Annotated in this window: 21 protein-coding genes; 16 read left to right on the top strand and 5 right to left on the bottom strand. The window is 44.8% G+C overall.

Translation table 11 applies throughout. The features are described 5' to 3' along the window. Positions 1–35: 35 nt before the first annotated feature. The 6 genes from H4K34_RS10600 to H4K34_RS10625 are packed head-to-tail and all read left to right on the top strand — an operon-like array spanning position 36 to position 3,801. The gene (locus H4K34_RS10600) at positions 36–914 is read left to right on the top strand and encodes a cell division protein FtsX (RefSeq protein ID WP_210757396.1); all 879 of its coding nucleotides are present in this window, start codon (positions 36–38) and stop codon (positions 912–914) included. A 4-nt stretch (positions 915–918) separates the two neighbouring features. Further along, positions 919–1,152 (top strand): DUF3098 domain-containing protein, encoded by a 234-nt coding sequence (locus tag H4K34_RS10605; RefSeq protein WP_210757397.1) that lies wholly within the window; start codon positions 919–921, stop codon positions 1,150–1,152. Continuing rightward, positions 1,145–1,942: an undecaprenyl-diphosphate phosphatase gene (locus tag H4K34_RS10610; RefSeq protein ID WP_210757398.1), complete on the top strand. Its 798-nt coding sequence runs from the start codon at positions 1,145–1,147 to the stop codon at positions 1,940–1,942. The genes H4K34_RS10605 and H4K34_RS10610 overlap by 8 nt, the downstream gene beginning before the upstream one ends. After that, a complete protein-coding gene (truB, locus tag H4K34_RS10615) occupies positions 1,939–2,640 on the top strand; it encodes a tRNA pseudouridine(55) synthase TruB (protein ID WP_210757399.1) in 702 nt (233 codons plus the stop codon). The genes H4K34_RS10610 and truB overlap by 4 nt, the downstream gene beginning before the upstream one ends. 30 nt (positions 2,641–2,670) lie before the next feature. Next, positions 2,671–3,195: a Crp/Fnr family transcriptional regulator gene (locus H4K34_RS10620; RefSeq protein WP_210757400.1), complete on the top strand. Its 525-nt coding sequence runs from the start codon at positions 2,671–2,673 to the stop codon at positions 3,193–3,195. 54 nt (positions 3,196–3,249) lie between these two features. Then, on the top strand, positions 3,250–3,801 hold the full coding sequence (locus tag H4K34_RS10625) for a DinB family protein (protein WP_210757401.1): 552 nt from the start codon (positions 3,250–3,252) through the stop codon (positions 3,799–3,801). On the opposite strand, the gene H4K34_RS10630 is transcribed toward H4K34_RS10625, so the two are convergent. Further along, complete coding sequence (locus H4K34_RS10630; protein WP_210757402.1) at positions 3,798–4,532, bottom strand: hypothetical protein; 735 nt, start codon at positions 4,530–4,532, stop codon at positions 3,798–3,800. The two genes, H4K34_RS10625 and H4K34_RS10630, sit on opposite strands and share 4 nt — an antisense overlap. Positions 4,533–4,655: 123 nt before the next feature. Between H4K34_RS10630 and H4K34_RS10635 the strand changes: the two genes are divergently transcribed. From H4K34_RS10635 to H4K34_RS10645, 3 genes are read left to right on the top strand one after another with little or no spacing between them, the layout of a single operon-like run. Next, complete coding sequence (locus H4K34_RS10635; protein ID WP_210757403.1) at positions 4,656–5,015, top strand: MmcQ/YjbR family DNA-binding protein; 360 nt, start codon at positions 4,656–4,658, stop codon at positions 5,013–5,015. Next, positions 5,008–5,580, top strand: coding sequence for a DUF502 domain-containing protein (locus tag H4K34_RS10640; RefSeq protein WP_210757404.1), 573 nt, complete (start codon positions 5,008–5,010; stop codon positions 5,578–5,580). The genes H4K34_RS10635 and H4K34_RS10640 overlap by 8 nt, the downstream gene beginning before the upstream one ends. Beyond that, the gene (locus H4K34_RS10645) at positions 5,577–7,568 is read left to right on the top strand and encodes a peptide-N-glycosidase F-related protein (RefSeq protein WP_210757405.1); all 1,992 of its coding nucleotides are present in this window, start codon (positions 5,577–5,579) and stop codon (positions 7,566–7,568) included. The genes H4K34_RS10640 and H4K34_RS10645 overlap by 4 nt, the downstream gene beginning before the upstream one ends. Here the strand turns inward: H4K34_RS10645 and H4K34_RS10650 are convergent. From H4K34_RS10650 to H4K34_RS10660, 3 genes are read right to left on the bottom strand one after another with little or no spacing between them, the layout of a single operon-like run. Beyond that, complete coding sequence (locus H4K34_RS10650; RefSeq protein ID WP_246452096.1) at positions 7,565–9,112, bottom strand: glycosyltransferase family 2 protein; 1,548 nt, start codon at positions 9,110–9,112, stop codon at positions 7,565–7,567. The two genes, H4K34_RS10645 and H4K34_RS10650, sit on opposite strands and share 4 nt — an antisense overlap. After that, positions 9,099–10,220, bottom strand: a complete 1,122-nt coding sequence (locus tag H4K34_RS10655) for a HEAT repeat domain-containing protein (RefSeq protein WP_210757406.1) — start codon at positions 10,218–10,220, stop codon at positions 9,099–9,101. The genes H4K34_RS10650 and H4K34_RS10655 overlap by 14 nt, the downstream gene beginning before the upstream one ends. 1 nt (position 10,221) lies before the next feature. Continuing rightward, entirely contained in the window at positions 10,222–10,599 is a 378-nt protein-coding gene (locus H4K34_RS10660) for a response regulator transcription factor (protein WP_210757407.1), read from the bottom strand. A gap of 106 nt (positions 10,600–10,705) precedes the next feature. Here H4K34_RS10660 and H4K34_RS10665 point away from each other — a divergent pair, with 106 nt between their 5' ends. The 6 genes from H4K34_RS10665 to H4K34_RS10690 all read left to right on the top strand — a co-directional run bounded on the left by H4K34_RS10665 (position 10,706) and on the right by H4K34_RS10690 (position 21,618). After that, positions 10,706–11,458, top strand: coding sequence for an SIR2 family NAD-dependent protein deacylase (locus H4K34_RS10665; RefSeq protein ID WP_210757408.1), 753 nt, complete (start codon positions 10,706–10,708; stop codon positions 11,456–11,458). 77 nt (positions 11,459–11,535) lie between these two features. Continuing rightward, complete coding sequence (rimP, locus tag H4K34_RS10670; RefSeq protein WP_210757409.1) at positions 11,536–12,003, top strand: ribosome assembly cofactor RimP; 468 nt, start codon at positions 11,536–11,538, stop codon at positions 12,001–12,003. A gap of 14 nt (positions 12,004–12,017) precedes the next feature. Then, positions 12,018–13,253, top strand: a complete 1,236-nt coding sequence (nusA, locus tag H4K34_RS10675; RefSeq protein WP_210757410.1) for a transcription termination factor NusA — start codon at positions 12,018–12,020, stop codon at positions 13,251–13,253. A 14-nt stretch (positions 13,254–13,267) separates the two neighbouring features. Continuing rightward, the gene (infB, locus tag H4K34_RS10680; RefSeq protein WP_210757411.1) at positions 13,268–16,258 is read left to right on the top strand and encodes a translation initiation factor IF-2; all 2,991 of its coding nucleotides are present in this window, start codon (positions 13,268–13,270) and stop codon (positions 16,256–16,258) included. Positions 16,259–16,492: 234 nt separating this feature from the next. Beyond that, entirely contained in the window at positions 16,493–16,783 is a 291-nt protein-coding gene (locus tag H4K34_RS10685; protein WP_210757412.1) for a helix-turn-helix domain-containing protein, read from the top strand. Between the two features lie 92 nt (positions 16,784–16,875). Further along, positions 16,876–21,618 (top strand): HYR domain-containing protein, encoded by a 4,743-nt coding sequence (locus H4K34_RS10690; RefSeq protein ID WP_210757413.1) that lies wholly within the window; start codon positions 16,876–16,878, stop codon positions 21,616–21,618. Between the two features lie 99 nt (positions 21,619–21,717). On the opposite strand, the gene H4K34_RS10695 is transcribed toward H4K34_RS10690, so the two are convergent. After that, positions 21,718–22,131, bottom strand: a complete 414-nt coding sequence (locus H4K34_RS10695) for a hypothetical protein (protein WP_210757414.1) — start codon at positions 22,129–22,131, stop codon at positions 21,718–21,720. Between the two features lie 224 nt (positions 22,132–22,355). Here H4K34_RS10695 and H4K34_RS10700 point away from each other — a divergent pair, with 224 nt between their 5' ends. Next, on the top strand, positions 22,356–23,543 hold the full coding sequence (locus H4K34_RS10700) for a c-type cytochrome (RefSeq protein ID WP_246452097.1): 1,188 nt from the start codon (positions 22,356–22,358) through the stop codon (positions 23,541–23,543). The last annotated feature ends 13 nt before the right edge of the window (positions 23,544–23,556 follow it).

The following is a 23,556-nucleotide window of genomic DNA, read 5'->3' on the forward strand; positions in this document are numbered from 1 at the left end:
CTACTTTCGCCAGCAGTCAGAACAGCACTCTACGAATGACAAAACGGGAAGACCGATTTACTAAGCGCCGTTTGCGCTCTTCATACTTTTCGGTAGTGATCAGCATTTCACTGGTACTTTTTGTACTGGGCCTTTTTGGGGTTCTTATTATGAATACCCAGGAAATCAGTCGCTCCGTGAAGGAAGATTTTAGTCTGACCATTTTACTTAGCGAAGACGCTTCTAAAGCGGAGGTGAACCAATTCTTCACCACTTTGCAAGTAGCTCCTTATACTAAGTCAGCCCGAATTATTTCGAAAGACGACGCTGCGGAGGAACTCATGCAAATTTTGGATGAAGACTTTGTGGACTTTTTAGGCTACAATCCATTGCGGGATGGCATAGAATTAAAGTTGAAGGCTGAAGAATTGGAAGTAGAGCGATTGGCCGCTTTAAGCAAAGAGTTTGAAGTACTCGATTTTGTGAGTGAGGTGGTTTACGATCGTTTGTTGATTGAGAAAATGAATGAGAACCTAAAAATGTTGGGTTATGCCCTTCTCGCAGGAGCGGTTCTATTAAGTTTAATCGCAATAGCCTTGATAAACTCTAGCATTCGTTTGGCAATTTACTCCAAGCGCTTCCTGATAAAGACCATGCAATTGGTAGGGGCCACCCGAAACTTCATTCGCAAACCCTTCTTAATGATGAGTTTAGTGCATGGAGCTATTGGTGCTCTTATTGCCCTAGGACTCTTGGCCTTGTGCCTTTACTATCTTCAAATTTACATTCCGGGCTTATCCGAGTTTCAAGCGCCATTGGGCTTGAGCTTAATTGCGATCGCAATTTTTGGCGCCGGACTTTTAATATCGTTTACTTGTACTTTCTTTGCACTCAGGAAATACCTGAAGCTAAAGACCGATCAATTATACTTTTAGAGACATGCAAGAACAAACTTTTGTATTCGGAAAAAAGAATTATCTCTTAATGGGAGCGGGAGTTCTGCTGATAGGTATTGGATACCTTTTAATGGCCGGCGGCGGTAGTGAAGATCCCAATGTTTTTAACCCGGAGATTTTCAATAGTCGCAGATTAACCTGGGCCCCTCTTATTCTCTTAGCTGGTCTGGCTTTAGAGATTTACGCAATTATGACACCTAGCGAGAAAAATGGGTAAACTGGAAGCCATTGTCCTGGGGATTATTCAGGGCTTGACTGAGTTTTTACCGGTAAGTAGTAGTGGTCACCTCGAATTGGCGAAGGCCATTTTTGGGGATACCTCAGTGCCGGAAGAGAGTTTGTTGTTTACCGTGGTGGTGCACTTTGCAACTGCCTTGGCAACCATTCTGGTTTTCCGCAAAGAAGTGGGAATCATATTTAGAGGCCTTTTCCAATTTAAGAAGAACGACGAGTTTCGTTTTAGCCTTAATATTGTCATCTCCATGATTCCAGCCGCTCTGGTAGGTGTTTTATTGGATGAACAAATTGAAGCCCTTTTCGGGGGGCAAGTGATGCTGGTTGGTTTTATGTTACTCATAACCGGGGTACTCTTACTTTTTGCAAATAACACTAAGGCTGGCGACGGCTACGTAACCAGTGGTAAGGGATTAATGATTGGTCTTGCCCAAGCGATTGCCATCTTACCAGGTATTAGCCGTAGCGGTGCAACCATATCAACCGCCTTATTATTAGGGGTAAGTCGTGAGCGTGCGGCTCGTTTTTCCTTTTTAATGGTAGTACCTCTGATTGTAGGAAAAATGGCTAAGGATATTATGGACGGTGGCTTAAGCTTGGAAGAAGGTATCCCAGTGCCCATTTTCCTGGGTTTTGGAGCAGCCTTTGTTACCGGATGGTGGGCTTGTAATTGGATGATTGATATCGTTAAGCGCGCCAACCTAAACTACTTTGCCCTCTACTGTTTCTTAGTAGGTATCTTGGCGATCATCTTTAGCTTCATCGCTTTTTGATTTATAGCAAAACTGAAATTGAGGAAGGTCAGTTATTACTGATTGATAAACCTCTGAATTGGACCTCTTTCGACGTGGTGAACAAACTACGTTATGCCCTTCGTAAGGCTTATGGCTTTAAGAAGTTAAAGGTAGGTCATGCCGGTACCCTCGATCCATTAGCGACTGGCTTACTATTAATTGCGGTGGGTCGGAAAACTAAGACCATCAATGATTTGATGGGAATGGATAAAGTCTATACCGGAACTTTCAAAATTGGCGCTACTACTCCCAGCTACGATCTGGAAACAGAAGTTGATCAGCAATGGTCTACAGATGGGATTAGTGAGGTAGACATTCAAAGCGCTGCGGATAAATTCAAAGGTCTGATTGATCAAGTGCCTCCCATTTTCTCCGCCATTAAACAAGGTGGCAAAAAGGCCTATGAAATGGCTCGCGAAGGAGAGAAACCCGAATTAAAGTCACGCCAAGTGATGATCCACGATTTTAAGGTGGATGCCAAATCTTTTCCGGAAGTGGACTTCGAAGTGAAGTGCAGCAAGGGAACTTATATTCGATCTCTGGCCCACGATTTTGGTGCAGCTCTTAATAATGGTGCGCATTTAACGGCTTTGCACCGAGAGGCAATCGGTCCCTATTCTATTGAAGACGCCTTAAGTCTTGATCGCTGTTTGGAGATTTTCCAGAAGGAAGAATAAGATTGCCTAAATTCCACTTTTCAAATAAACGTGGATCTCTTTAGCCTCTTAAAAGAAACAATAAACTGGTCGCCGCCGCTCATATTAAAGCGGGGAGACTATCTCTGTGAACCACCACGAAAGGATCAGAATATCTATTGGGTAAAGGAAGGCTTATTGCGAATTTTCACTGTAGAAGAGGAACAGGATTATGGGGTGCGTTTTGGTTATGAAGGCGATCTTATCTCCGTTTTAGATTCCTATATCAAAGGGGGACCTAGCCGTTTTTCGGTTCAAGCCTTACGTAAAACTACTCTGGTGTCCTGCTCAAAAGAAGCATTCGAAAGTCGATTGAAACAACATCCGGAATTACGTGACCTTTGGATGGAAGGATTGTACCAATTGATTTATGATATGTTGGAACGAGAGCAGGACTTAATGATTGCCGATCCTCGACAGCGTTTACAAAGAGTTTTAGAGCGGAGCCCTCGCTTGTTTCAGGAGGTACCTCATAAATACATCGCTAGTTATTTACGGATGAGTCCTGAGACTTTATCCCGATTATTGAATTCTTGATTTCGCTCAAGATTGGGGGAGCCGGGCTTTGGCAACTTTGCTAAAATTCTAAAGATGAAAGGAAGTCAAAGCAGTTTATACCAGGAATTACAAGATCTTATTACTAAGCATCAAAAGGAATTGGCCCTCTTACAGGCCTTGTCCAATACTGAATTAAAGCAGCAGCCCGCTCCTGATAAATGGTCGGCCTTGGAGTGCATGGAGCATTTATGTCGTTATGGAGATTTCTATTTACCGGAAGTGAAGCGGGTCGGACAATCTGCAGCAAAGTCGAAAGCCGATCGATTTAAGAGCTCATGGCTGGGAGAGTATTTTGCCGCCAGCATGTGGCCGAAGGAAGGTTTTAAAACCATGAATACCTTTAAGAATATGAACCCTTCCTTATCCGATACCCGCATGGAAGTATTGGAGCAATTTGAAACGCAATTAAAGGCTTGGGCCATTTTGGTAGCGGACCTGAAAGATCGGGATTGGCAAAAGACCAAAACGGGTATTAGCATCTCCAGTATGATCAAATTACGCTTGGGCGATACCTTACGCGTGGTGTTTTATCACAATGAGCGCCATATGCGCCAGGCCTTTCGGGCAGCAGGATTAGAGTCTTAATCCATATAGCGGCTATTCCACAATTCAGAATTGAAATTCTTCATCCGGCTGAAGCCATACAAGGCACTAAAAGCGCTAAAGGCTAAAAACAGATAGAAGAAAAAGATGATGCGGATGTTCCAACTGTGTTCATCAAGGGGCCCCATCACCACCGAATCCGGGAATAGCGATACAATGAAGGCGGCCAATAAGGCCACGCTTAATAGCAGGCTTTGAAAACTGCGGAAAGGGAATACTAGCAAAGCTCTTAGAGGATGAAGATCATTCCCCCATTTGTGCACCAAATAGTAGTGATTCTGCGAAATGGGCAGCATAAGAAGCGGGTCTTTATCCTTGTTCTTTAATTCAAACATTGGGGCGGGAGCAATCAGCTTAAAGCCTTGTAAACTTTGCTTTTGCTCTTTTTGCAAGGCCTTGATTTTTTGGATGGCCTCGTAGGGAATTTCGCCTTTGAAATAGGCAGCGTCTAAAAATCGTAGGCGATAGCGCGTACACAGACTTTTAATCTGCTCAAGGCTGTAAATACGATCGGGGTCTAATTGACTAAAGTCTAAATCGGAATTGAGCTTGCTATTTCCCAAAGCCTTTAAATTCTCCAGAATCTCAGTTTCCAGAGCATCGTCCTCAGCTAATAGGCGCTTAAAAGCAGCCAGGGTTTCATCCGGATTTTTTTGTTCTTCTCTTCTTCGTTCACGCTCTAGCGCTTTCACTAAATCTACTCCCATATTCATCTCACATTAAATCCTAAGAACAGTCTAAATTAAGAAAATTGACTGCGTCCGACGAAATTCTTTAATACCGGGCTTTGTTAAAATGTTCATCGAAGGTTCTAATTTTGACCAAAATATGGAGCTATGGATTTAGAGACCATTCGCGATTTTGCCCTCAGCTTTAAAGAGAGCTCAGAAGGCTTTCCCTTTGATTCCGATACCTTGGTTTTTAAGGTCGCTGGGAAAATGTTTTTGCTGGTATCTCTGGAATACAATCCCATAAAGATGAGCTTGAAACATCTGCCGGAAAAGGGCCTCGATTATCGTGAACAGTATAGTTCCGTGGAAGGGGCTTACCATATGAATAAGACACATTGGAGTTCAGTGGTACTGGATGGAAGTATTGATTGGGAAACTTTGCGATCCTGGATTCAGGATTCCCATGATTTAGTGGTTTCCAGCTTACCCAAATACAAACAAAAAGAATTGCGAGGCGATGCGTAGTATTATTAAATATCTCTTACAAGGCCTTTTAATCGTGGCTCCCATGGGCATAACGGTCTATGTGATTTATGAAAGCTTTCTGGTTTTGGATGGCTTAATCACCTTCGAAACTCCCGGCTTGGGAATCTTAGTGGTATTGGTCGGTATTACCCTGATTGGCTTTGTCGCCAGTCATTTGATTTCGGAGCGATTAAAATTTTGGATGGATCGTCAAATCCGTAAGGCACCGGTGATTAGCTTGATCTATACGGCGGTAACCGATGTGCTCAATGCTTTGGTAGGTGAAAAACGCAGTTTTAAATATCCGGTGCTGGTTCAGCTGGATAATGACCCGGCGGTAAAGCGTATTGGCTTTGTGACCCATCGCGGCTTTGGAAAGCAGGCAGAGCTTGAGGAAGATTACCTCACCGTGTACTGCCCACACAGTTATGCGATATCAGGAAACGTATTTTTAGTCGCTAAAGAAAGAGTAGAAAACTTAGATTTGCCCGCTGCAGACGTAATGAAGTACGTCATTTCTGGCGGGGTGACCCGTATTCAGGACGAGTCAAAAAAAGATCAATGAAGCAATTTGCAGCACTACTACTCTGTTTAGGATTTTCTTTTCAAGGCCTTGCGGCGGAAGGCGACACTACCATAGTTTCAGCACATCAACAGAGGGATCTTACCTGGTATGGTTCCTATAAAGATTGGGCTGTATTTCCCGATGCTAATCATTCCTGGCATCAGATTTTGATGCGCTATACCATGGGTTGTGCAAGCGGTGGTTGTTCGGATTGGGACTATACTACCGTAGTAGATCTTTTGATTCCTACCGGAGCTTTGGATAGCAATATTGCCAGTATAGATACCATCAGTACTAATCCTCTGCAAATTGATACGACCTGGTCGGTATTTGCGGTAAAGGAGCGTTATGAATTAGCCAAGGTGATTACACCTTACGGTGGGAGTCTGGCGCAAGATTGGACCCGCGACTTTTACTTTGATGTGAGCGATTATTATCCGCTCTTAAGAGATTCGGTAGAGATTGATGTGCGCTACCAAGGCTATAGCAGTGGCTTTAGCGCTACCCTGGATTTTATTATGGTGGAAGGTACGCCGGTACGCGATGTGTATCAGGTGGAAAACCTTTATCGCGGTGGCTTTACTTATCGTGATTCGGCGCAGTTCGAGAGTCAGTATATGCCGGCACGCGCTCTAAATCCGCATCCTTCGGCGAGCCAGTTTTATGTGCGTTTAGCGCCTTCCGGACATGGTTTTGTGAATGATGCTAATTGCGCGGAGTTCTGTGAGCGCGACTATTATGTTTTTGTGGATGGACAAAAGGTGGCCGATCAAGCGATGTGGCGCGACGATTGTGGTTTAAATGATCTATGGCCCCAAGCGGGAACCTGGTTATACGATCGGGCGAACTGGTGTCCTGGGGATCGGGTAAATCAATACCTCCATGATATTACGGCCTATGTACCCGGAGCCGATAGTATAGATGTAGATATTGAAGCCTATACCTACACCCAGCCTAGTGGTCAGAGTCCGGCCAGTTACAATATGCTGGTGCAATTATTTCACTTAGGCGATTTTAATCAGAATTTGGATGTTGCGATTGAAGATATCATCAAGCCTAGCAATGAAGATGAGCATGCTCGCTTTAATCCGGTTTGTGATGAGGCTTTAATTGCGGTAGTAAATAAAGGTATTCAACCTATCCAATCTTTACGCTTGGCCTATGGCTTAAAAGGCAATACCCAATGGCGCTACTTTGATTGGACTGGAAATCTAAACTCCTTGGAAAGAACAGAAATTTCATTGCCGATGGATTCGGTAGCCGATTGGGTTAGCCTGAATGGTCAATTGGAATTTAAGGTGCAGATAGAAAATGTGAATGGTCAGCCTAGTGATGATGTGGATTTTAATAATCGTCGTACGGTAGGGATTAAATTACCCGAGATGTACCCAAATCCTATGCGCTTTGAACTGCGTACTAATAATGCTGCCTCTGAAACCTGGTGGCAGTTGGAAGATGCCTGGGGTAACATCTTATTCTCGGGCGATAATCTGGCCAATGGTACCAGCTATCGCGATACCTTCGATTTGGATCCGGGATGTTATCATCTAATTATTGGCGACCGCGATAAAGATGGTATGAGCTTCTTTGGTAACAATGATGGCTCTGGCCGAATCTTGATGCGTAATGTAGGTGGCGACTTCTTCTCCAAGAACTACAATCCGAATTTTGGTACGGAGTTTAGCGAATATTTCACTGTAGGTTACAGCATTGGCCTGCCGAAGGAAGAGCTTCCGGTTTTAGACTGGTCTGTTTATCCAAACCCCTCTAAGGGTCAATTCAATCTTTACTGCGAGGCCCTGCAAAAGGAGCAAGGGGTACTGCGCTTAATTGATGGTCAGGGTAGGGTGCTTTGGACTAAAAACCTGGCTACAGGGCAAGAGCCTGAGCTGGAATTGCATCTGCCGGAAGGCCTCCAGGGATTCTACATTTTAGAACTCCAGAGTGGCAAACTTAGAGGCCGTAAGTCTTTAATTATTCAGCCTTAGGTAGCTGGACGGGTACGAACATTATTGCTGGGCAAAGGAGCAGCCGGATTGGGCTTGTTCTTTTTGCCTTTGCCACCTCCGGTAATACGCTTACCGCGATCGGTAGGTCGGCTAAATCCAACCCTTTTCATAGATCCCCAGGCTTTCTTGCCTTCGAAGAAATAATCCCAGTTACCGGTTACGGCACAGTACACCACAAAAGGGTGGAACATCAGTGGTTCTATTAATCCAGCAATTACCAAACGTAAGAGCTGCCTCCGCTTTTTATACTGGAAGAAGGTGATTTCCTCGATATACAAGGTGGCGATAGTAAAGGCCACGGTATAACCGTAGATCAGGGCAATAAAGAGGTAGAGGAAGCTAATGTTGATTACCCCCAGCAAGCTGAAGAGTACCAAAAGCACAATACCAAAGGCCTCAATTAATGGGGCTAACCATTCGAATAAAAGCCAGTAAGGATAAGATACCATTCCAATTTTCCCGTAGAAAGGGTTGAGGAAAAGGCGTTTATGAGAAAGTAAGGTTTCTACAGCTCCACGGGTCCAGCGGTTTCTTTGGCGACGTAATACCGACCAGGATTCGGGTACCTCGGTCCAGCAAAGTGGATCCGGTACAAAGCCTACTACGTAGTCAATTCCTTTTTCGCGGGCATAGCGACGCATGCGCACGGTGAGTTCCATATCCTCACCAATGGTCTCATTATCGTATCCACCACACTGAATTACCAATTGCTTTTGGAAAACACCTAATGCTCCGGAAATAAGCAAAAGTCCGTCCAGTGAACCCCAGGCTACCCGACCTAAAAGGAAAGAGCGTAGGTATTCGAGGGTTTGGAACTGAGCCAATAATTTGTTGGGTACGTTTACCTCTACGATGCGGCCTTTTTCGATGCGGCAGTTATTTGCAATCCGCACTACCCCACCGGTGGCAATCATGTTTTTATCGGTTTCCTCCAAGAAGGGTTTCATCAGCTTAAGCAAGCAGTCTTCTTCGAGGATACAGTCTACATCGATATTAAGGGTGTAGTCGCCGGTAGATACATTGAGGGCCGCATTAAGGGCATCGGATTTACCGCCATTTTCCTTGTCGACCACCACCAGGTTATTGTAGGCCGGGTCTTTCGATTTATAAACGTTCTTAACCTTCTTGGTTTCAATTTTATAGTTCACCGCAAAGTTTACCGGCTCTAGCTGGTACTCTTCGATAAGCTTGGTAAGACTGCGGTCGCGACTACCATCGTTCACTACGATTACCTCATAATTGGGATATCGTACTGAAAGCAGGGAGCGGATATTTTCGATAATGGTGGCTTCCTCATTATAAGCCGGTGCCAAGATGGATACCGAGGGCGCTTCCGGACTTTGTAAGATATTGAGGTAGTCGGTATAAGTATTACGACGCAGATATTTCCGGGCTTGAACCACAGAGATTACCCCTAATATCAAATAGGAGATCATTACGAAAACGGTGTATCCGTAGGTAATGAAGTAAAATATGTAAATGAGAATATCTACGAGTGAGTTCTGCGTGTCATATTCGATCATCGAGGACGTGTTTTACGATGTTTTCGCCTTTTTCAGACAATTCATTTTCGCGGTATCCGGTCAATACATCATGGCGTCCCATTCGCTTTAAGCCTTTGGCAGCGGCCATAACTAATTCGTATTCTTTGCCTGATACCAGGACTTCACGTAAGTGACCTGCTTCTTTGGAACCGCCTAATTCGCCCATAGCTTTGAGCACGGCAGTTTTTACCCGCAGGTTCTTGGTGAGTTCGTAAACTTCGTAGAGGTTTTCAATGCATTCGGAATAGGCCAGTTCAATGGCAGTTTCAATCGCCTTTTCTTGAACCTTTTCATTCCGGTGGTAGAGGAGTTTGCGTAATTGCTCACGCTCGTGATATTGGTTGAGGTGGCGCATCAGGATCAGCGCAAAGATCACAACCGTATCGTTTTTAGATTTTAACCAAGGTCCGATATGGTCAATCAATTCATATTCGAATTTGCGGGACTGATCCAAAAGTCGGATTTGCTGCCATTCGCTCATAGGCGATTCCAAATCGTTGAGGAAGCTCATGGCTTTTTTACCTCCAAGTTTTACGGCTGCATACTGGGCTTCGTTACGCACATGCATATTCTCAGCATCGGTATACTGTAAAATCTCGAAGAGGGTTTCGCCCATGCGCATGGTGCTAAGGTCGTTAATAGCCTTGGCGCGTACATGCCATTCTCCATTGCGGAGGTTTTCGAGGGCGATTTGTTTTAAGCCGATTTCTCGGTAGAGGTTCTCGAGGCGCGTAAAGGCCTCACCACCCAGGTTACGGTGGTAGTAGAGAATCAGCTCATTAAGGATGTTCATATTCGATCTACGATAGAGAGTAGAGTCTACAATACGGTTGATCTTTTTAATGGCATCCTTAAACTGACTGGCATCCTGTTCGGTAAAGACAATTTCCTGAATAATAGGTTCTACTTGTCTTTTAATACGGCGCTCCCGAGCTTCAATACTATTCTTGCGCGAACGTTCCCGCAGTACAATAGAGATCATAATCGCGGCAGAGATCAAAAGAGCAATTACCAAGAAGATTACAATCTTGTACCTGGGCTCGAGCGCCAGTAAGAAGTAGTATATGTCGATCAGGAACTCGCGCATTTTATTTTTTGCTGTTCTTGAGCAGCTTTTTGATACGTACAGAAAGTTCGTTCGGGCTGAATGGCTTGGTCATAAAATCATCGGCACCCAAATCGAAAGCCTTCAATACGGCAGTTTCGGAATTTAAGGAAGTGAGCATCAATACCGGTGCATCTGTACCTCTTTCTTTCAGGATCTTCACTAATTCGAAACCACTGATGAAGGGCATCATGATATCACTAATGATAATATGGTATTCTTCACTTTCAATTTTTTGGATGGCTTTCTCACCATCTTCTGCTGTGTCTACGTCGTAGCCGTCTTTGGTTAATTTAAAGGCCAAAGCGTCCCGAATCAAAGGCTCGTCGTCTACAATCAGAATTTTTGCTTTATCACTCATGACATTTACTTAATTGGGCGGAACTTTACCGAGATCAAAAGTATCTTTAGAATTTGGGAGTGCGGCTAATATTAGACGAAAGGTCCAATTTTAAAGATATAGCGCTATGCGAAATCGGGATCAAACCACCGAGAGGGTACATCAATTTTTAAAGTCGGCTCAATTTACGACATCCGACCATATAATAATATTCTCGGGTGCAGGAATGAGTGCGGAAAGCGGGATTAGCACCTTTAGAGAGAAAGGCGGGCTCTGGGAGGAGTATGCCATTGAAGAGGTGGCTACCCCGGAGGCCTGGGCACGCGATCCACATAAAGTCTTGAATTTCTATAATATGCGTCGCAAGCAATTGCTAGAGGTGAGCCCCAATGAAGGACATCGAGCCATTGCAGAATTGCAAAGGAAATTCAACTTGCGGGTCATTACTCAGAATGTTGACGATTTACATGAGCGGGCTGGCACTTCAGATGTCTTGCATTTGCATGGAGAGTTGCGGAAGGCGCGTAGCACGGCAGATGATACTAAAGTATATCCTATAGATGGCTGGGCTCTGAATTGGGGAGATCAATGCGAATTGGGTTCGCAATTACGACCGCATGTAGTGTGGTTTGGTGAAATGGTGCCGGCCATGGATGAGGCGGTGGATTATTTAGCAGATTGCAGATTGATGATTGTGATTGGCAGTTCATTGCAGGTGTATCCGGCGGCTTCTTTGGTGCAGAGGATTGAAGCCTCTTGTCCTTTGATTGTAATTGATCCGCATCCGGTTCAAACCTATGGCACTGGCCCCTTGCTGCATCTCGAAAGTGGAGCATCTGAAGGTATGAACTTGATACAGTCTGTTTTAAAGTCTTTTTAGAAAGGAATTTAAGTGTAATAATTGTATATTTGCGGCCACTTTTGAGGGGACGCGTGTCCCCTCTTTTATTAGGCTACATGATCGATTCGCAAAAAGTACGTGCACTTTTAGAGGCTGGTTTGGAAGAACAGCAGGCCTTTTTAGTGGATTTTCAGATTGCTGCCGGCAACATTATTCAGGTTACGGTAGACAAGATGGAAGGCATTAATTTAGAAGGGATAACGGCTATTTCGCGCGCCATTGAGCATAATCTCGACCGTGAGCAGGAGGACTTTGAATTGCAAGTTAGTTCACCCGGAGTGGGTAGTCCTTTGCAGGTTAAAGAGCAGTATGTTCAAAATATTGGTCGCGACTTAAAAGTAAAGACCAAAGACGGCGAAAAATTTAAGGGCGAATTGGTAGATTTCAGTGAGGGAATTTTAACCCTCGAATGGAGTGAAAGAGAGCCTAAAGAAGTGGGTAAAGGAAAAGTAACGGTTAAAAAAGACGTGAAACTAAACCTGCAGGATATTGATGAAGCGCGGGTTCAAGTCAGGTTCAATTAAGCATAAAGGCTATTATGGAAAATCAGGCTATCATTGAAAGTTTTGCCGAATTTAAAGATGAAAAGAATATCGATCGGGTTACCCTGATGGCTATTCTTGAAGATGCTTTGCGTAACCAATTGCGCAAGAAATACGGCAGTGACGATAACTTTGATATCATTGTGAACCCCGACAAGGGGGACCTGGAAATTTGGCGTAATCGTATGATTGTGGCCGACGGTGAAGTAGAGGACGAGAACACAGAGATCGCCCTTTCGGAAGCCGTGAAGATCGAGCCCGACTTTGAAGTGGGTGAAGAGGCTTCAGAAGAATTAAAATTGATTGATCAAGGTCGCCGTTTCGTGTTGGCCTTCCGTCAGAACCTGGTGCAAAAAATCCAGGAGCACGACAATAGCATTATTTATAAGAAATATAAAGATCTGGAAGGTGAGATCCTTACGGGAGAGGTACACCATGTGCGTCCTCGTGCGGTAATCATTTATGATGATGATCAGAATGAACTGATCTTACCTAAGGATCAACAAATTCCACGTGATTTCTTCCGCAAGGGAGATACCATTCGTGCGGTAGTGCGCGATGTAGATTTACGTGGAACCAAGCCAGTGGTTATTCTTTCTCGTACGGATGAGCGTTTCTTGGAAAAACTCTTCGAGCAAGAAATTCCTGAGGTGTTCGACGGATTAATTACCGTGAAAAAGGTAGTTCGCGAGCCAGGTGAAAAGGCAAAAGTTGCGGTGGAGTCTTACGATGATCGTATTGACCCAGTGGGTGCCTGTGTAGGTATGAAAGGAAGTCGTATTCATGGCATTGTTCGTGAGCTCGGCAATGAGAATATCGACGTAATCAACTACACCAATAATGATCAACTGTTGATCCAAAGAGCTTTGAGCCCTGCGAAGATTAGCAGCATTGTATTGGATGAGACCAATAAGCGTGCAGATGTTTACTTAAAGCCGGATCAAGTATCCTTGGCGATTGGTAAGCGCGGGCTTAATATTAAATTAGCCGGACAATTGACCGGTTATGAAATCGATGTGTACCGCGATGTTGATGAGGATGAGGACGTAGAATTAACTGAGTTCTCTGACGAAATCGAAAGCTGGGTTATCGATGCCTTTAAATCAATTGGTTGTGATACCGCGAAAAGCGTATTGGAGCTGTCAGTAGATGAGTTACTTTCGCGGACCGACCTGGAAGAAGAAACCATTGAGGACGTACGCAGTATATTGCGTGCCGAATTTGAAGAATAATTTAAATCAATTTCATGACTGAAAAGTCGCTACGACTTAGTCAATTAGCTAAAGAGTGCAATATCGGAGTTAGCACTGTATCTGAATATCTCGAGGAACTTGGGATAGAGGAGAAGTTGCGTCCCAATACCAAGGTTTCTGGTGATTATATCCAGAAGGTATTGGAGAAGTTTGCTCCCGATAAAGCCAAGAAGGAAGCCTCAGAGGAGGTAGTGCGTCAAAAGCAACAGGAAAAAGAAGCCATGTTGCGCGAGCGGGAAGACAGCAAGCCAGAAGGCAAGCGTGAGCCCGAAAGCATTGAGCGCCCTACTTTGAGTGGTCCTAAAATGGTAGGTAAGATCGATCTTGATAAGGCCGGTAAACCTGCTCCAGCTGAGGAAAAAGAAGTGGAGAAGGCCGAGCCTGCTCCCGAAGTTAAAGCCGAGGAAGCTCCTGCACCGAAGGAAGAGCCCACTGCTGAGAAAGTAGAGGAGGCACCGATTAAGGAAGAAGCTCCAAAGGCTGAAGAAGCGCCTAAGCAAGAGGAAGCTCAAGCTCCCGAACCTAAGGTTGAAGCGCCCAAGCAAGAGGAGAAAGCTGCTCCTGAAGCCAAAGAAGAAGCTCCTAAAGAAGAGCCTCCGGTGGAAAGTCCTGCCCCTGCAGCAGAGGCTCCTAAGGAAGTGAAGGAAGTTAAGGAAGAGCCTAAGGAAGGAAAACCGGTGGCTGAAACTCCTACTCCAGAGAAGAAAGAAGAAGCTCCCAAAGAAGAAGTCAAAGCCGAGGCTCCTAAAGAGGAGAAGGTGGAAGCTAAAGCTGAAGAGAAGAAGGAAGAGGAGAAAAAGGCTTCTGAAGGTTCTTCGGATACCATCAAAACTAAGTACGAAAAGCTCAGTGGGCCTAAGTTTACTGGTGAAAAGGTAGACCTCTCTAAATTTGAGAAAAAGCCTAAGAAGAAAGTAGCTTCTAGTACTGACAATAAGGACGATCTGAAGAAAAAGCGGAAACGCAAACGGATCAGTACCGACACGAATACTAATTCCAATAATCAGCAAGGTAACCGTCGCGATAATTCTAACAATAATCGCCGTGGTCGTGGTCGTAAGCCCGAGCCTAAACAAGAACTGACGGAGGAGGAAGTACAAAAGCAAATTAAAGAGACCCTGGAGAAATTAACCGGTGGTGGTCGAAAAAATAAAGGTGCCAAACTGCGTCGTGAGAAACGTCAAGAACGTCGTGAGCAAGATGCTCTGAACGAAGCAATGCAGCAGGAGGAAGATTTGGTATTAAAGGTTACCGAATTTGTTACCGTGAGTGAGTTAGCTACCATGATGAATGTAGCGCCTACTCAAGTAATTTCTTCTTGTATGTCGCTAGGTATGATGGTAACCCTAAACCAGCGTTTGGATGCCGAAACTCTAACCATTGTTGCCGAAGAATTCGGTTATCAGGTAGAGTTTGTGGATAGTGAAGTGTCGGATGCCATTATTGAGGAGGAAGACAAAGAAGAAGATTTGAAACCACGGGCTCCGATTGTAACCGTAATGGGACACGTTGACCATGGTAAAACTTCATTGCTTGACTACGTTCGTAAAGCCAATGTAATTGCCGGTGAGAGTGGGGGTATTACCCAGCACATTGGAGCTTACTCGGTAGAATTGGAAAGTGGTCAGCATATTACCTTCCTTGATACTCCGGGTCACGAGGCCTTTACCGCCATGCGTGCCAGGGGTGCGAAAATTACCGACGTTGCGATTATCGTAATTGCGGCGGATGATGCGGTAATGCCTCAAACCAAGGAAGCTATTTCTCACGCCCAGGCGGCAGGAGTTCCAATCGTATTTGCCATTAACAAGGTAGATCGCCCGACTGCGAACCCCGAGAAAATTAAGGAGCAATTAGCCTCTATGAACCTCCTGGTTGAAGACTGGGGTGGTAAGATTCAATCCCATGATATTTCGGCTAAAACCGGTTTGGGCGTGAATGAATTACTAGAGAAGGTATTGCTCGAATCCGAATTATTAGATCTCAAAGCTAATCCCGATCGTCGCAGTAGCGGTGCCGTAATTGAAGCCTCTCTGGATAAGGGTCGTGGTTACTTAGCTACCATTCTGGTACAAAATGGTACCCTGCGTGTAGGGGATTATGTACTGGCTGGCCAGTATAGCGGTAAGGTAAAGGCAATGCTCGATGAGCGTGGTCATCGTTTGAAAGAAGCAGGTCCTGCTCGTCCGGTAAACATCCTCGGTCTGGATGGTGCTCCTCAGGCGGGTGACGGATTTGTGGTAATGGAAGACGAACGCGAAGCCAAGAACATCGCGGCCAAGCGTACCCAATTACAGCGCGAGCAAAGTGCCCGTACTCAGAAGAACCTTACTCTGGAAGAAATTGGTCGTCGTTTGGCGGTGGGTGACTTCCAGGAATTGAACGTGATCGTGAAAGGTGACGTGGATGGTTCGATCGAGGCCTTAAGTGATTCTTTACAGAAATTGTCGACCGAAGAAATCCAGGTGAATATTATTCACAAGGCGGTAGGTCAGATTTCAGAAAGCGATATCCTTTTAGCCGCTGCATCCGATGCAATTATCGTTGGCTTCCAGGTGCGTCCTTCTGCTAATGCACGTAAGTTAGCAGAGAAAGAAAGTGTAGATGTACGCTTGTACTCCATCATTTACGATGCGATCAATGAGATTCGCGATGCGATGGAAGGTATGCTTTCTCCAGATGTTAAGGAAGAAGTGGTATGTAATGTGGAAATCCGCGAAACCTTCAAGATTTCCAAAGTGGGTACTATTGCGGGATGTTATGTTCTGGATGGAACTATCACCAGAAACACCAATGTGCGTATTATCCGCGATGGTGTAGTAGTATACACCGGCGAACTGGCTTCATTGAAACGTTATAAAGACGACGTGAAGGAAGTGAAGAAAGGCTTCGAATGTGGATTGAATATCAAGAACTACAACGATATCAAAGTTGGCGATATCATTGAAGGTTACGAAGAGGTAGAGGTGAAGAAGACCCTCTAAGTCTACAGACCTATAGTATAGCAAAGCCGTCTCGGTTCTACCGGGGCGGCTTTTTTGTTGATCCTAATTTTTAGTAGGTTTCAAATACAAGTTTTTGTTTGCTAAGGCTTTGCTGTTTTACATTCAGGTGTTGAACCAGTCAAACCCATGGAACGCCTAAGCTTTTTTTGCGATGAGAGCAAAGGGATTCTTACGCCTCATCAAATCGAGTTTTGCCGAAAACTCCATCTGATTATGAACTCTTTTCATAGCGATGCAGATTTCAATGCCGGCAAGCTCGCCGAATACCTTGAGCTTAGCCGGCGTCAGCTATATCGTGAAATGGATAGGATTGGTCATACTCCCGCTCCCTACATCCGCGAATTCAGAATGGAAAAAGCAAAAGAGTACATTGATAGTAGCACGGTACGCCGGGTTAAAGAGTTAGCCTATCGAGTAGGCTATAAAAGCGCAGAAACCTTTAGCGATCATTTTTATCAGCATTTCCAAATTCGCCCTTCAGAGCTGCTTCGAGAAGTGGCATAGTGTCTCAAAAAGTAGGGCTTGTTGTCACAAAATCAGGGCTTAAAGGCTGGGCGGGCTTCGTAGCTTGGAGGTTCATCTAAAAACCCCCATTTATGAAACCAAACAAACTCTTTTTTACGGCCTTGTGTGCCTTGGGTCTATCCTTCTCGGTGGTTGCCCATGGTGTTCAAGTTCGTTGGAACATTGTGCCCTCTACCGGTGCAATCCGTGTGTGGATTGAGCACTGGCATGGCAATGCTGCGGGTAGTGGAACTTATTCCAGCTTTCCTCTAAACATTCAATACACTATTGGTGGGGTTACGACCTCCCAAACCTATTATGGAGCAGGTGCGGTTGACGACACTCACTGGTCTAATTTACCAGGCGGTGGCGGATCAAGCGCCTATCTCACTGGTTGTAGTAGTCTTCAAAACACCTATGGCGATTGGGTGTATTGGGACTTTAATCCACCTGCTTGTAATACCCCGGTAAGTCTTACCATTATTAGTGGCCCAAGTGCTTATACCACCGAAGCTTGTGGAAACCTTTATCCGCTAACTATTAACTCCAGTTTTAATGATAATACCGGCCCTGCTATTACAGCTAACGATATTACTGTAGCACCTTCAACCGCCAGTTGCGGAGCTGTGGTTACTAACTATAATGTAAGTGCAGTAGATGCTTGTGGTGGTTCAGTAAGTACCAGCTATAGCATTGCTCCTGGATCTACCTTTCCCCAGGGAACTACTCCGGTAACTGTGAGCTCTACCGATCAATATGGTAATACTTCTACAGCTAGTTTTAATGTAATTGTGGCCGACAACCAAGCGCCTACCGTGCTAACTCAAAATGCCAATATTAGCTTGCAAAACGGAACGGCAACTATCACTGCGGCTGATATTGATAATGGCTCCTTTGATAATGCCTGCGGCGGAATTGCGAGCATGTCGGTTAGCCCTAATACTTTCGACTGTTCCAATATTGGACCTAATAATGTGTGGTTAACGGTAACCGATATTTATGGAAATACCGCCACCGGTTCGGCCATGGTAAATGTTAGCGACCCCGTTGCCCCTGGCATTAATGGTCCGGGTAATATCACCGTTACCGCCCAAACCGGAAGATGTTTGGCAGAGGTAAATTACAGCGTGATTGCCAGTTTATATTCCTGTGCCATTCAACAAGATTTATCCGGTGCACCAAGCACTGGTTTAGCATCAGGATCCAGCTTTCCTTTAGGAACTACTACCAATAGCTTTAGTGTAACTGATGCCCAGGGTAGAACCGCGAATTACAGCTTTGATGTAACCGTAGTACAACCAAATCCTGTTGGGGTGAATGCGGGCAACGATCAATCTATTTGTGTTGGTGGAAGCACGCAATTAAATGCGAGCCTCTTTAACCTACCTACCGGTTCGGGAACTTCGAATAGCAGTACTGCTCTTTGTTTATATGATGCCAATGGCGGCAATTGTGGCTTCGGAACCAATTTGTGTAGTGATGGCTATAACTGGTTCTACAATAGTGGTGTGTCTGCGAACTATCAAGGCGGTGGTGCTTTGAGCTCTATGGATGTTCGATTATACTATGCCAATTGTGATAACACATCCAGCATAAGCATTTCTGTGAATGGTACTTCCGTGTATTCATTTACCCCAGCTTATTCCTGTTATTGCGATGCGCTTAACTATGGGTCCTACCCCAATACCATTAGCCTTTCTGCAGCGCAATTGGCCGGAGTTTGGAACTCAGGTGGTACCAATACCATTTATGTTCATTTTAATGGTCAAGTGGCGGTTGCTGGAGTGCAAGCGATCGTAAATGCCAGTACTTCTAGCTTTAGCTGGATTTCAGGCCCTAACATTGCTGATGCAAATGATCCTAACACTTCCGTTAGCCCAAGTACTACTTCCGATTATGTGGCTCAGTATACTACTGCGGAAGGATGTATTGCTACCGATACCGTAAGGGTTACAGTAAATCCATTGCCCAGTGTTAGCTTGGCCAGTTTCAATCCTATTTCTTTCTATGCCAATCCCATTAGCCTAAGCGGTGGTAGTCCTGCCGGTGGGGTATATAGTGGTGCCGGTGTAAGCAATGCTAGCTTTGATCCCGGTGCAACCAATATCGGATTGCAAACCATCTATTATACTTACACGGATGCGAATGGATGTAGTAATACAGATTCGGCTACTATCGATGTTATTCCTTGTAATATTCAATTATCAGAAACGCATAGTAATGTTTCTTGCCCCGGCGGTAATGATGCGGCCATTGATCTTACTACTGCTAATACCAATAATGGTGAAAGCTTTAGTTGGACTGGTCCAAATGGATTTACCGCGAGTACTGAAGATTTAAGTGCTTTGGCTGCCGGAACCTATACAGTAGTTGTAACCGATGGTAATGGATGTACCGAAACCCTTTCGGTAGTGATTGTAGACAATCCGGATAATACAGCCCCGACCATCCTTACACAAAATGTAAGCTTAGTGTTGGATGCTAATGGTACGGCGACCATCCAAGGTTCTGCGACCAGTGCTCCAGTATTTGATGGCAGTTTAAGTAATGAGCCTACTGGTTATAATCTTAGCAACATGACCGACTGGACCGTATTGCATGGCAATGTGGATGTTGACAATTTCATTAGCTCCAGTGCCAGTGGTCGTACCATAGATTTAGCCGGTAATACCAATGCTAAGATTGAGTCTAATGGGTCGGTTAATTTAGTTCCCGGTGATTATGTGATCAATTTCTTGCATTTGAATAATGCCGGATCAGGCGAAAGCACAGACCAGTTTAGATTAACAATTGGTACCGCCTATAGCCAGATCTTCACTTCCACTAATAGCTTGAAAAACGAGAGCATCAGCTTTACCGTTAATGCTTCGGAGATGGCAAAAGTTACCTTAGAGCAATTAGGTGCTAATGATGCTAGTGGATGTTTTGTTGCCGACTTAATGTTGGAGCGCATTATTCCGGGCACCTATTTAATAGATGGTGGATCCTATGATAATTGCCAATTAGCCTCATTAACCGCTAGTCAGGTGAACTTTGATTGTTCTGATCTAGGTGCTAATACTGTTGTTCTTGTGGGTCTTGATGCCTCAGGAAATACGGCCAGTGCCTCCGCTGTAGTTACAGTAGTGGATAATATGGCGCCAAGCGTAATAACTCAAAATATTGCAGTGGCCTTGGATGCCAATGGTGCAGCAAGCATTAGTGCCGCTGACATTGATAACGGTAGTAGCGATGTATGTGGAATTAGCTCCATGTCTGTAAGTCCATCCAGCTTTAGCTGTGCTGATGTTGGTGTTCAAACGGTTACGCTAAGTGTAAGCGATGCAAGTGGTAATCTTGCTACCGGCACTGCAACTGTAACAGTTTCGGATGCCATTGCTCCATCTGTAAGCACTCAGAATGCCATTGTTTATTTGGATGCTAATGGCAGTGCTTCTATCAGTGCCAATGATATTGATAATGGTAGTGCAGATGCTTGTGGCGTGGCAACTTATAGCCTAGACAAAGATCAATTCGCTTGCGCTGATTTAGGAGTGAATGTTGTACAATTAACGGTGACGGATGTAAATGGAAATAGCGCAAGTGCTTCTGCTACCGTAGAAGTGCGTGATGCTATCAACCCAGTGATCAGTGGCATGCCTGCCGATATTGTTATTGTGCCTCAGCCTAATGATTGTAGCCCATCGGTTAGTTGGACCGCACCTACTGCCAGTGATAATTGCTCAGTAAGCTTAAGCAGTAGCCACAATCCTGGAGATAATTTCAATGTGGGAACCACCACCGTTACCTATACGGCTACGGATGCCGCCGGAAATAGTGTGAGCGCAAGCTTTACTATTAGCGTGAATCCTACTCCGGTAAGCGTTTCTTTAAGTTCACCGGTTTACATAGGTGGTGATAATATCAGCTGTAATGGTGCTGCGGATGGTAGCATCGATTTAAGCGCTAATGGCGGTTGTGAACCTTATACTTATGCATGGAGCAATGGTTCCAGTGCCGAAGATTTGAACGCACTTACTGCTGGTACTTATAATGTTACTGTTACCGATGCCAATGGTCAAACGGCCAGTGCTTCCATTACTTTAACCGAACCCGCTCCGGTGACAGCTTCTGCGTCCAGCAGTGGATATCTTTCGGGTAATGGTGTAACAGGTACTACATTGTACCTGGGTTACGGTCCTCAGAGCATTAATTTGAGTGCCAGTGCTACTGGTGGTCATGGCCCTTATGCTTATTCCTGGTCTAATGGCGCGAGTACCGCAGCTACTTCGGTTAGTCCTACGGCTACTACTACCTATACGGTTACTGTAACGGATGTTAATGGTTGTAGTGTAAGCACCAGCCTGGTAGTGGATGTAGTTGACGCACGTTGTGCTGCTGGTAATAGCAATGGCAAGGGTCGCGCTAATAATGGCAATGGTAACGGTGGCCAATTAAGCAAGGTTTATGTTTGTCACCATGGCAATACCATTTGTATTGATTCCAGTGCGGTGGCCAGCCACTTGTCAAACCATAATAATGGAAACCATTCTTGCACCCTGGGTGCTTGTAACGGATCTGCCAAGCATATCGATGCGCCTTCAGCCTTCGAATTCTCGGTATATCCTAACCCGAATGATGGTTTATTCCAGGTACAAATTGAAAGTGCTAAGGAGCAAGACCTGCGCTTTGTGATTACCGATCTGCAAGGAAGAGTAATCGAAATTCGTGATGATTTTGTGGTAGCCGGTATCACCGAGTTACGATTTGATCTGAGCAATTACGCAACCGGAGTATATCTTTTGGAGGTAGTAGGAGCAGAAGAAAAACAAATCAGCCGCATCATTAAGAACTAATCCCAAGTGGGGATAAAGGAAACCCGGGCCAATGGTCCGGGTTTTTTTGAAGCATAAAAAAAGCCCGCAACTGCGGGCTTTTATTTTTTTCGGAAGCTTTTAATCTACTTTAGGATAGTCTATCTGTGTGGCAACCACGAAACTACCGGGGAAAGCATCGATTATAGATTGAAGAAATGCTTCGGCTTCCAGGCGAGTTCTAAAATTTCCAACCTGGGTTTTATATTCAGGAACTTCATAAAGAAGATAAGCTTGCATTTTTGGGTAATCCCGCAGAAATAAGCCTCTTCGCTCGAGGCAGTCGTTTTTACGACCATTAAAAATTTGAATGCGAAATCCCGCTATTTGGGGGTATTTTTTAGCCTTGGCCTTATAGAGGTAGAGCAGATTATGCACGGATTCGGACATCTCTACAGTCACTTTAGGTTGGGCCGTGGGGAGCTTTTCATTGCTTTGGGCCTTCATGGTCAGCGCGCAAGAAAGTACAAGGCTTAAGGCGAGGAATCTTAACATTTAGTACATTGTTTGCGGCAAAGTTAAACTTTTTAGTCTGCTTCGGAATGAGGTATTTTTAGGTTATTTAGACCTATTTTAAATTAGAAGTGCTTTAAGTCACCTCTCTTAGAAACGGCTTTAAACTTTAAATTTGCGCACCAAACTAGACATCTATCCATTATAGGTTCTTTATGAATAAAAGAAGTACTCTCAGGCTCTTTTCGCGATCCCTACTGGTGCTCATGATCTTAGCCGCACCCGGTCGAGCCTTGGCTCAAGATATCGAGGGCGATGCTGCGAATGGTAAATCGATCTTTAATTCTCAATGTGCCGCCTGTCACAAGCTAGACAAGAAGGTGGTAGGTCCAGCTCTGGGTGATGTTACCCAGCGTCGGAGCACTGAGTGGTTAGTGTCCTGGATCAAGGATAACGCAGCTTTGCGTGCCAGCGGTGATGCAGATGCCAATGCCATTTTTGAGGAATTCAATGGTTCGGCAATGCCGGCTTTCCCTCAATTATCAGAGCAAGACATTAAGGATGTTTTGGTGTACACTATTGAAGGTAGTACGCCAGTAGAGGTGGAGACAACTACAGAAACTGGAGCGGCAGAAGCTGAAGCGGACAATACTGTTTACCTCTACATTTTAGGCGTATTGCTCCTCTTTATGGTAGTACTCTTAGCACGCGTTAAGAATACCTTGAAATTGGTTAAAGGTCAGCCTACCACTACCATGTTGGAGGATGCCAATGTGTTTACCCGTACTGCCTTAAAGAATCCTCGCGTGGTCACCGTTTTAACTATTTTCATCGCGGTGGTATTCTTCCAGCAATTGTATGTGAACTTAATGGCTGTAAACGTAGATGCTGGTTACCAGCCTTCTCAGCCTATTAAATTCTCACATGAATTGCACGCAGGTCAGAACCAAATCGACTGTAATTATTGCCACAGCGGAGCGCGCAAGTCTAAGCACTCCAATATTCCTTCTGCGAATGTTTGTATGAACTGTCACATGTATGTGAGCGAAGGACCTAAATACGGTACTGAAGAAATCTCTAAAATCTACGATGCTGTAGGTTGGGATGCTGAAAAAGGTGCCTATATCGAAGATTACGAGCAGAAGCCAATCAAGTGGGTGCGTATCCACAAATTACCTGACTTGGCTTACTTCAACCACTCTCAGCACGTAACTGCCGGTCAGATTAAATGTCAGACTTGCCACGGTCCTGTAGAAGAAATGGAAGAAGTATATCAGTACTCTGATCTTACTATGGGATGGTGTATTAACTGTCACCGCGAAACCAAAGTACAGGTTGAGTCTAACGACTACTACGAAGAAATGCATGCCAAGCTCAAAGAGAAGTATGGAGCAGACGCCAAAGTCACTGTAGAGATGATCGGCGGATTGGAATGTGGAAAATGTCATTATTAAAAAGCTAAATCTC

The sequence above is a fragment of the Croceimicrobium hydrocarbonivorans genome, assembly GCF_014524565.1.
Taxonomy (GTDB): Bacteria; Bacteroidota; Bacteroidia; order Flavobacteriales; family Schleiferiaceae; genus Croceimicrobium; species Croceimicrobium hydrocarbonivorans.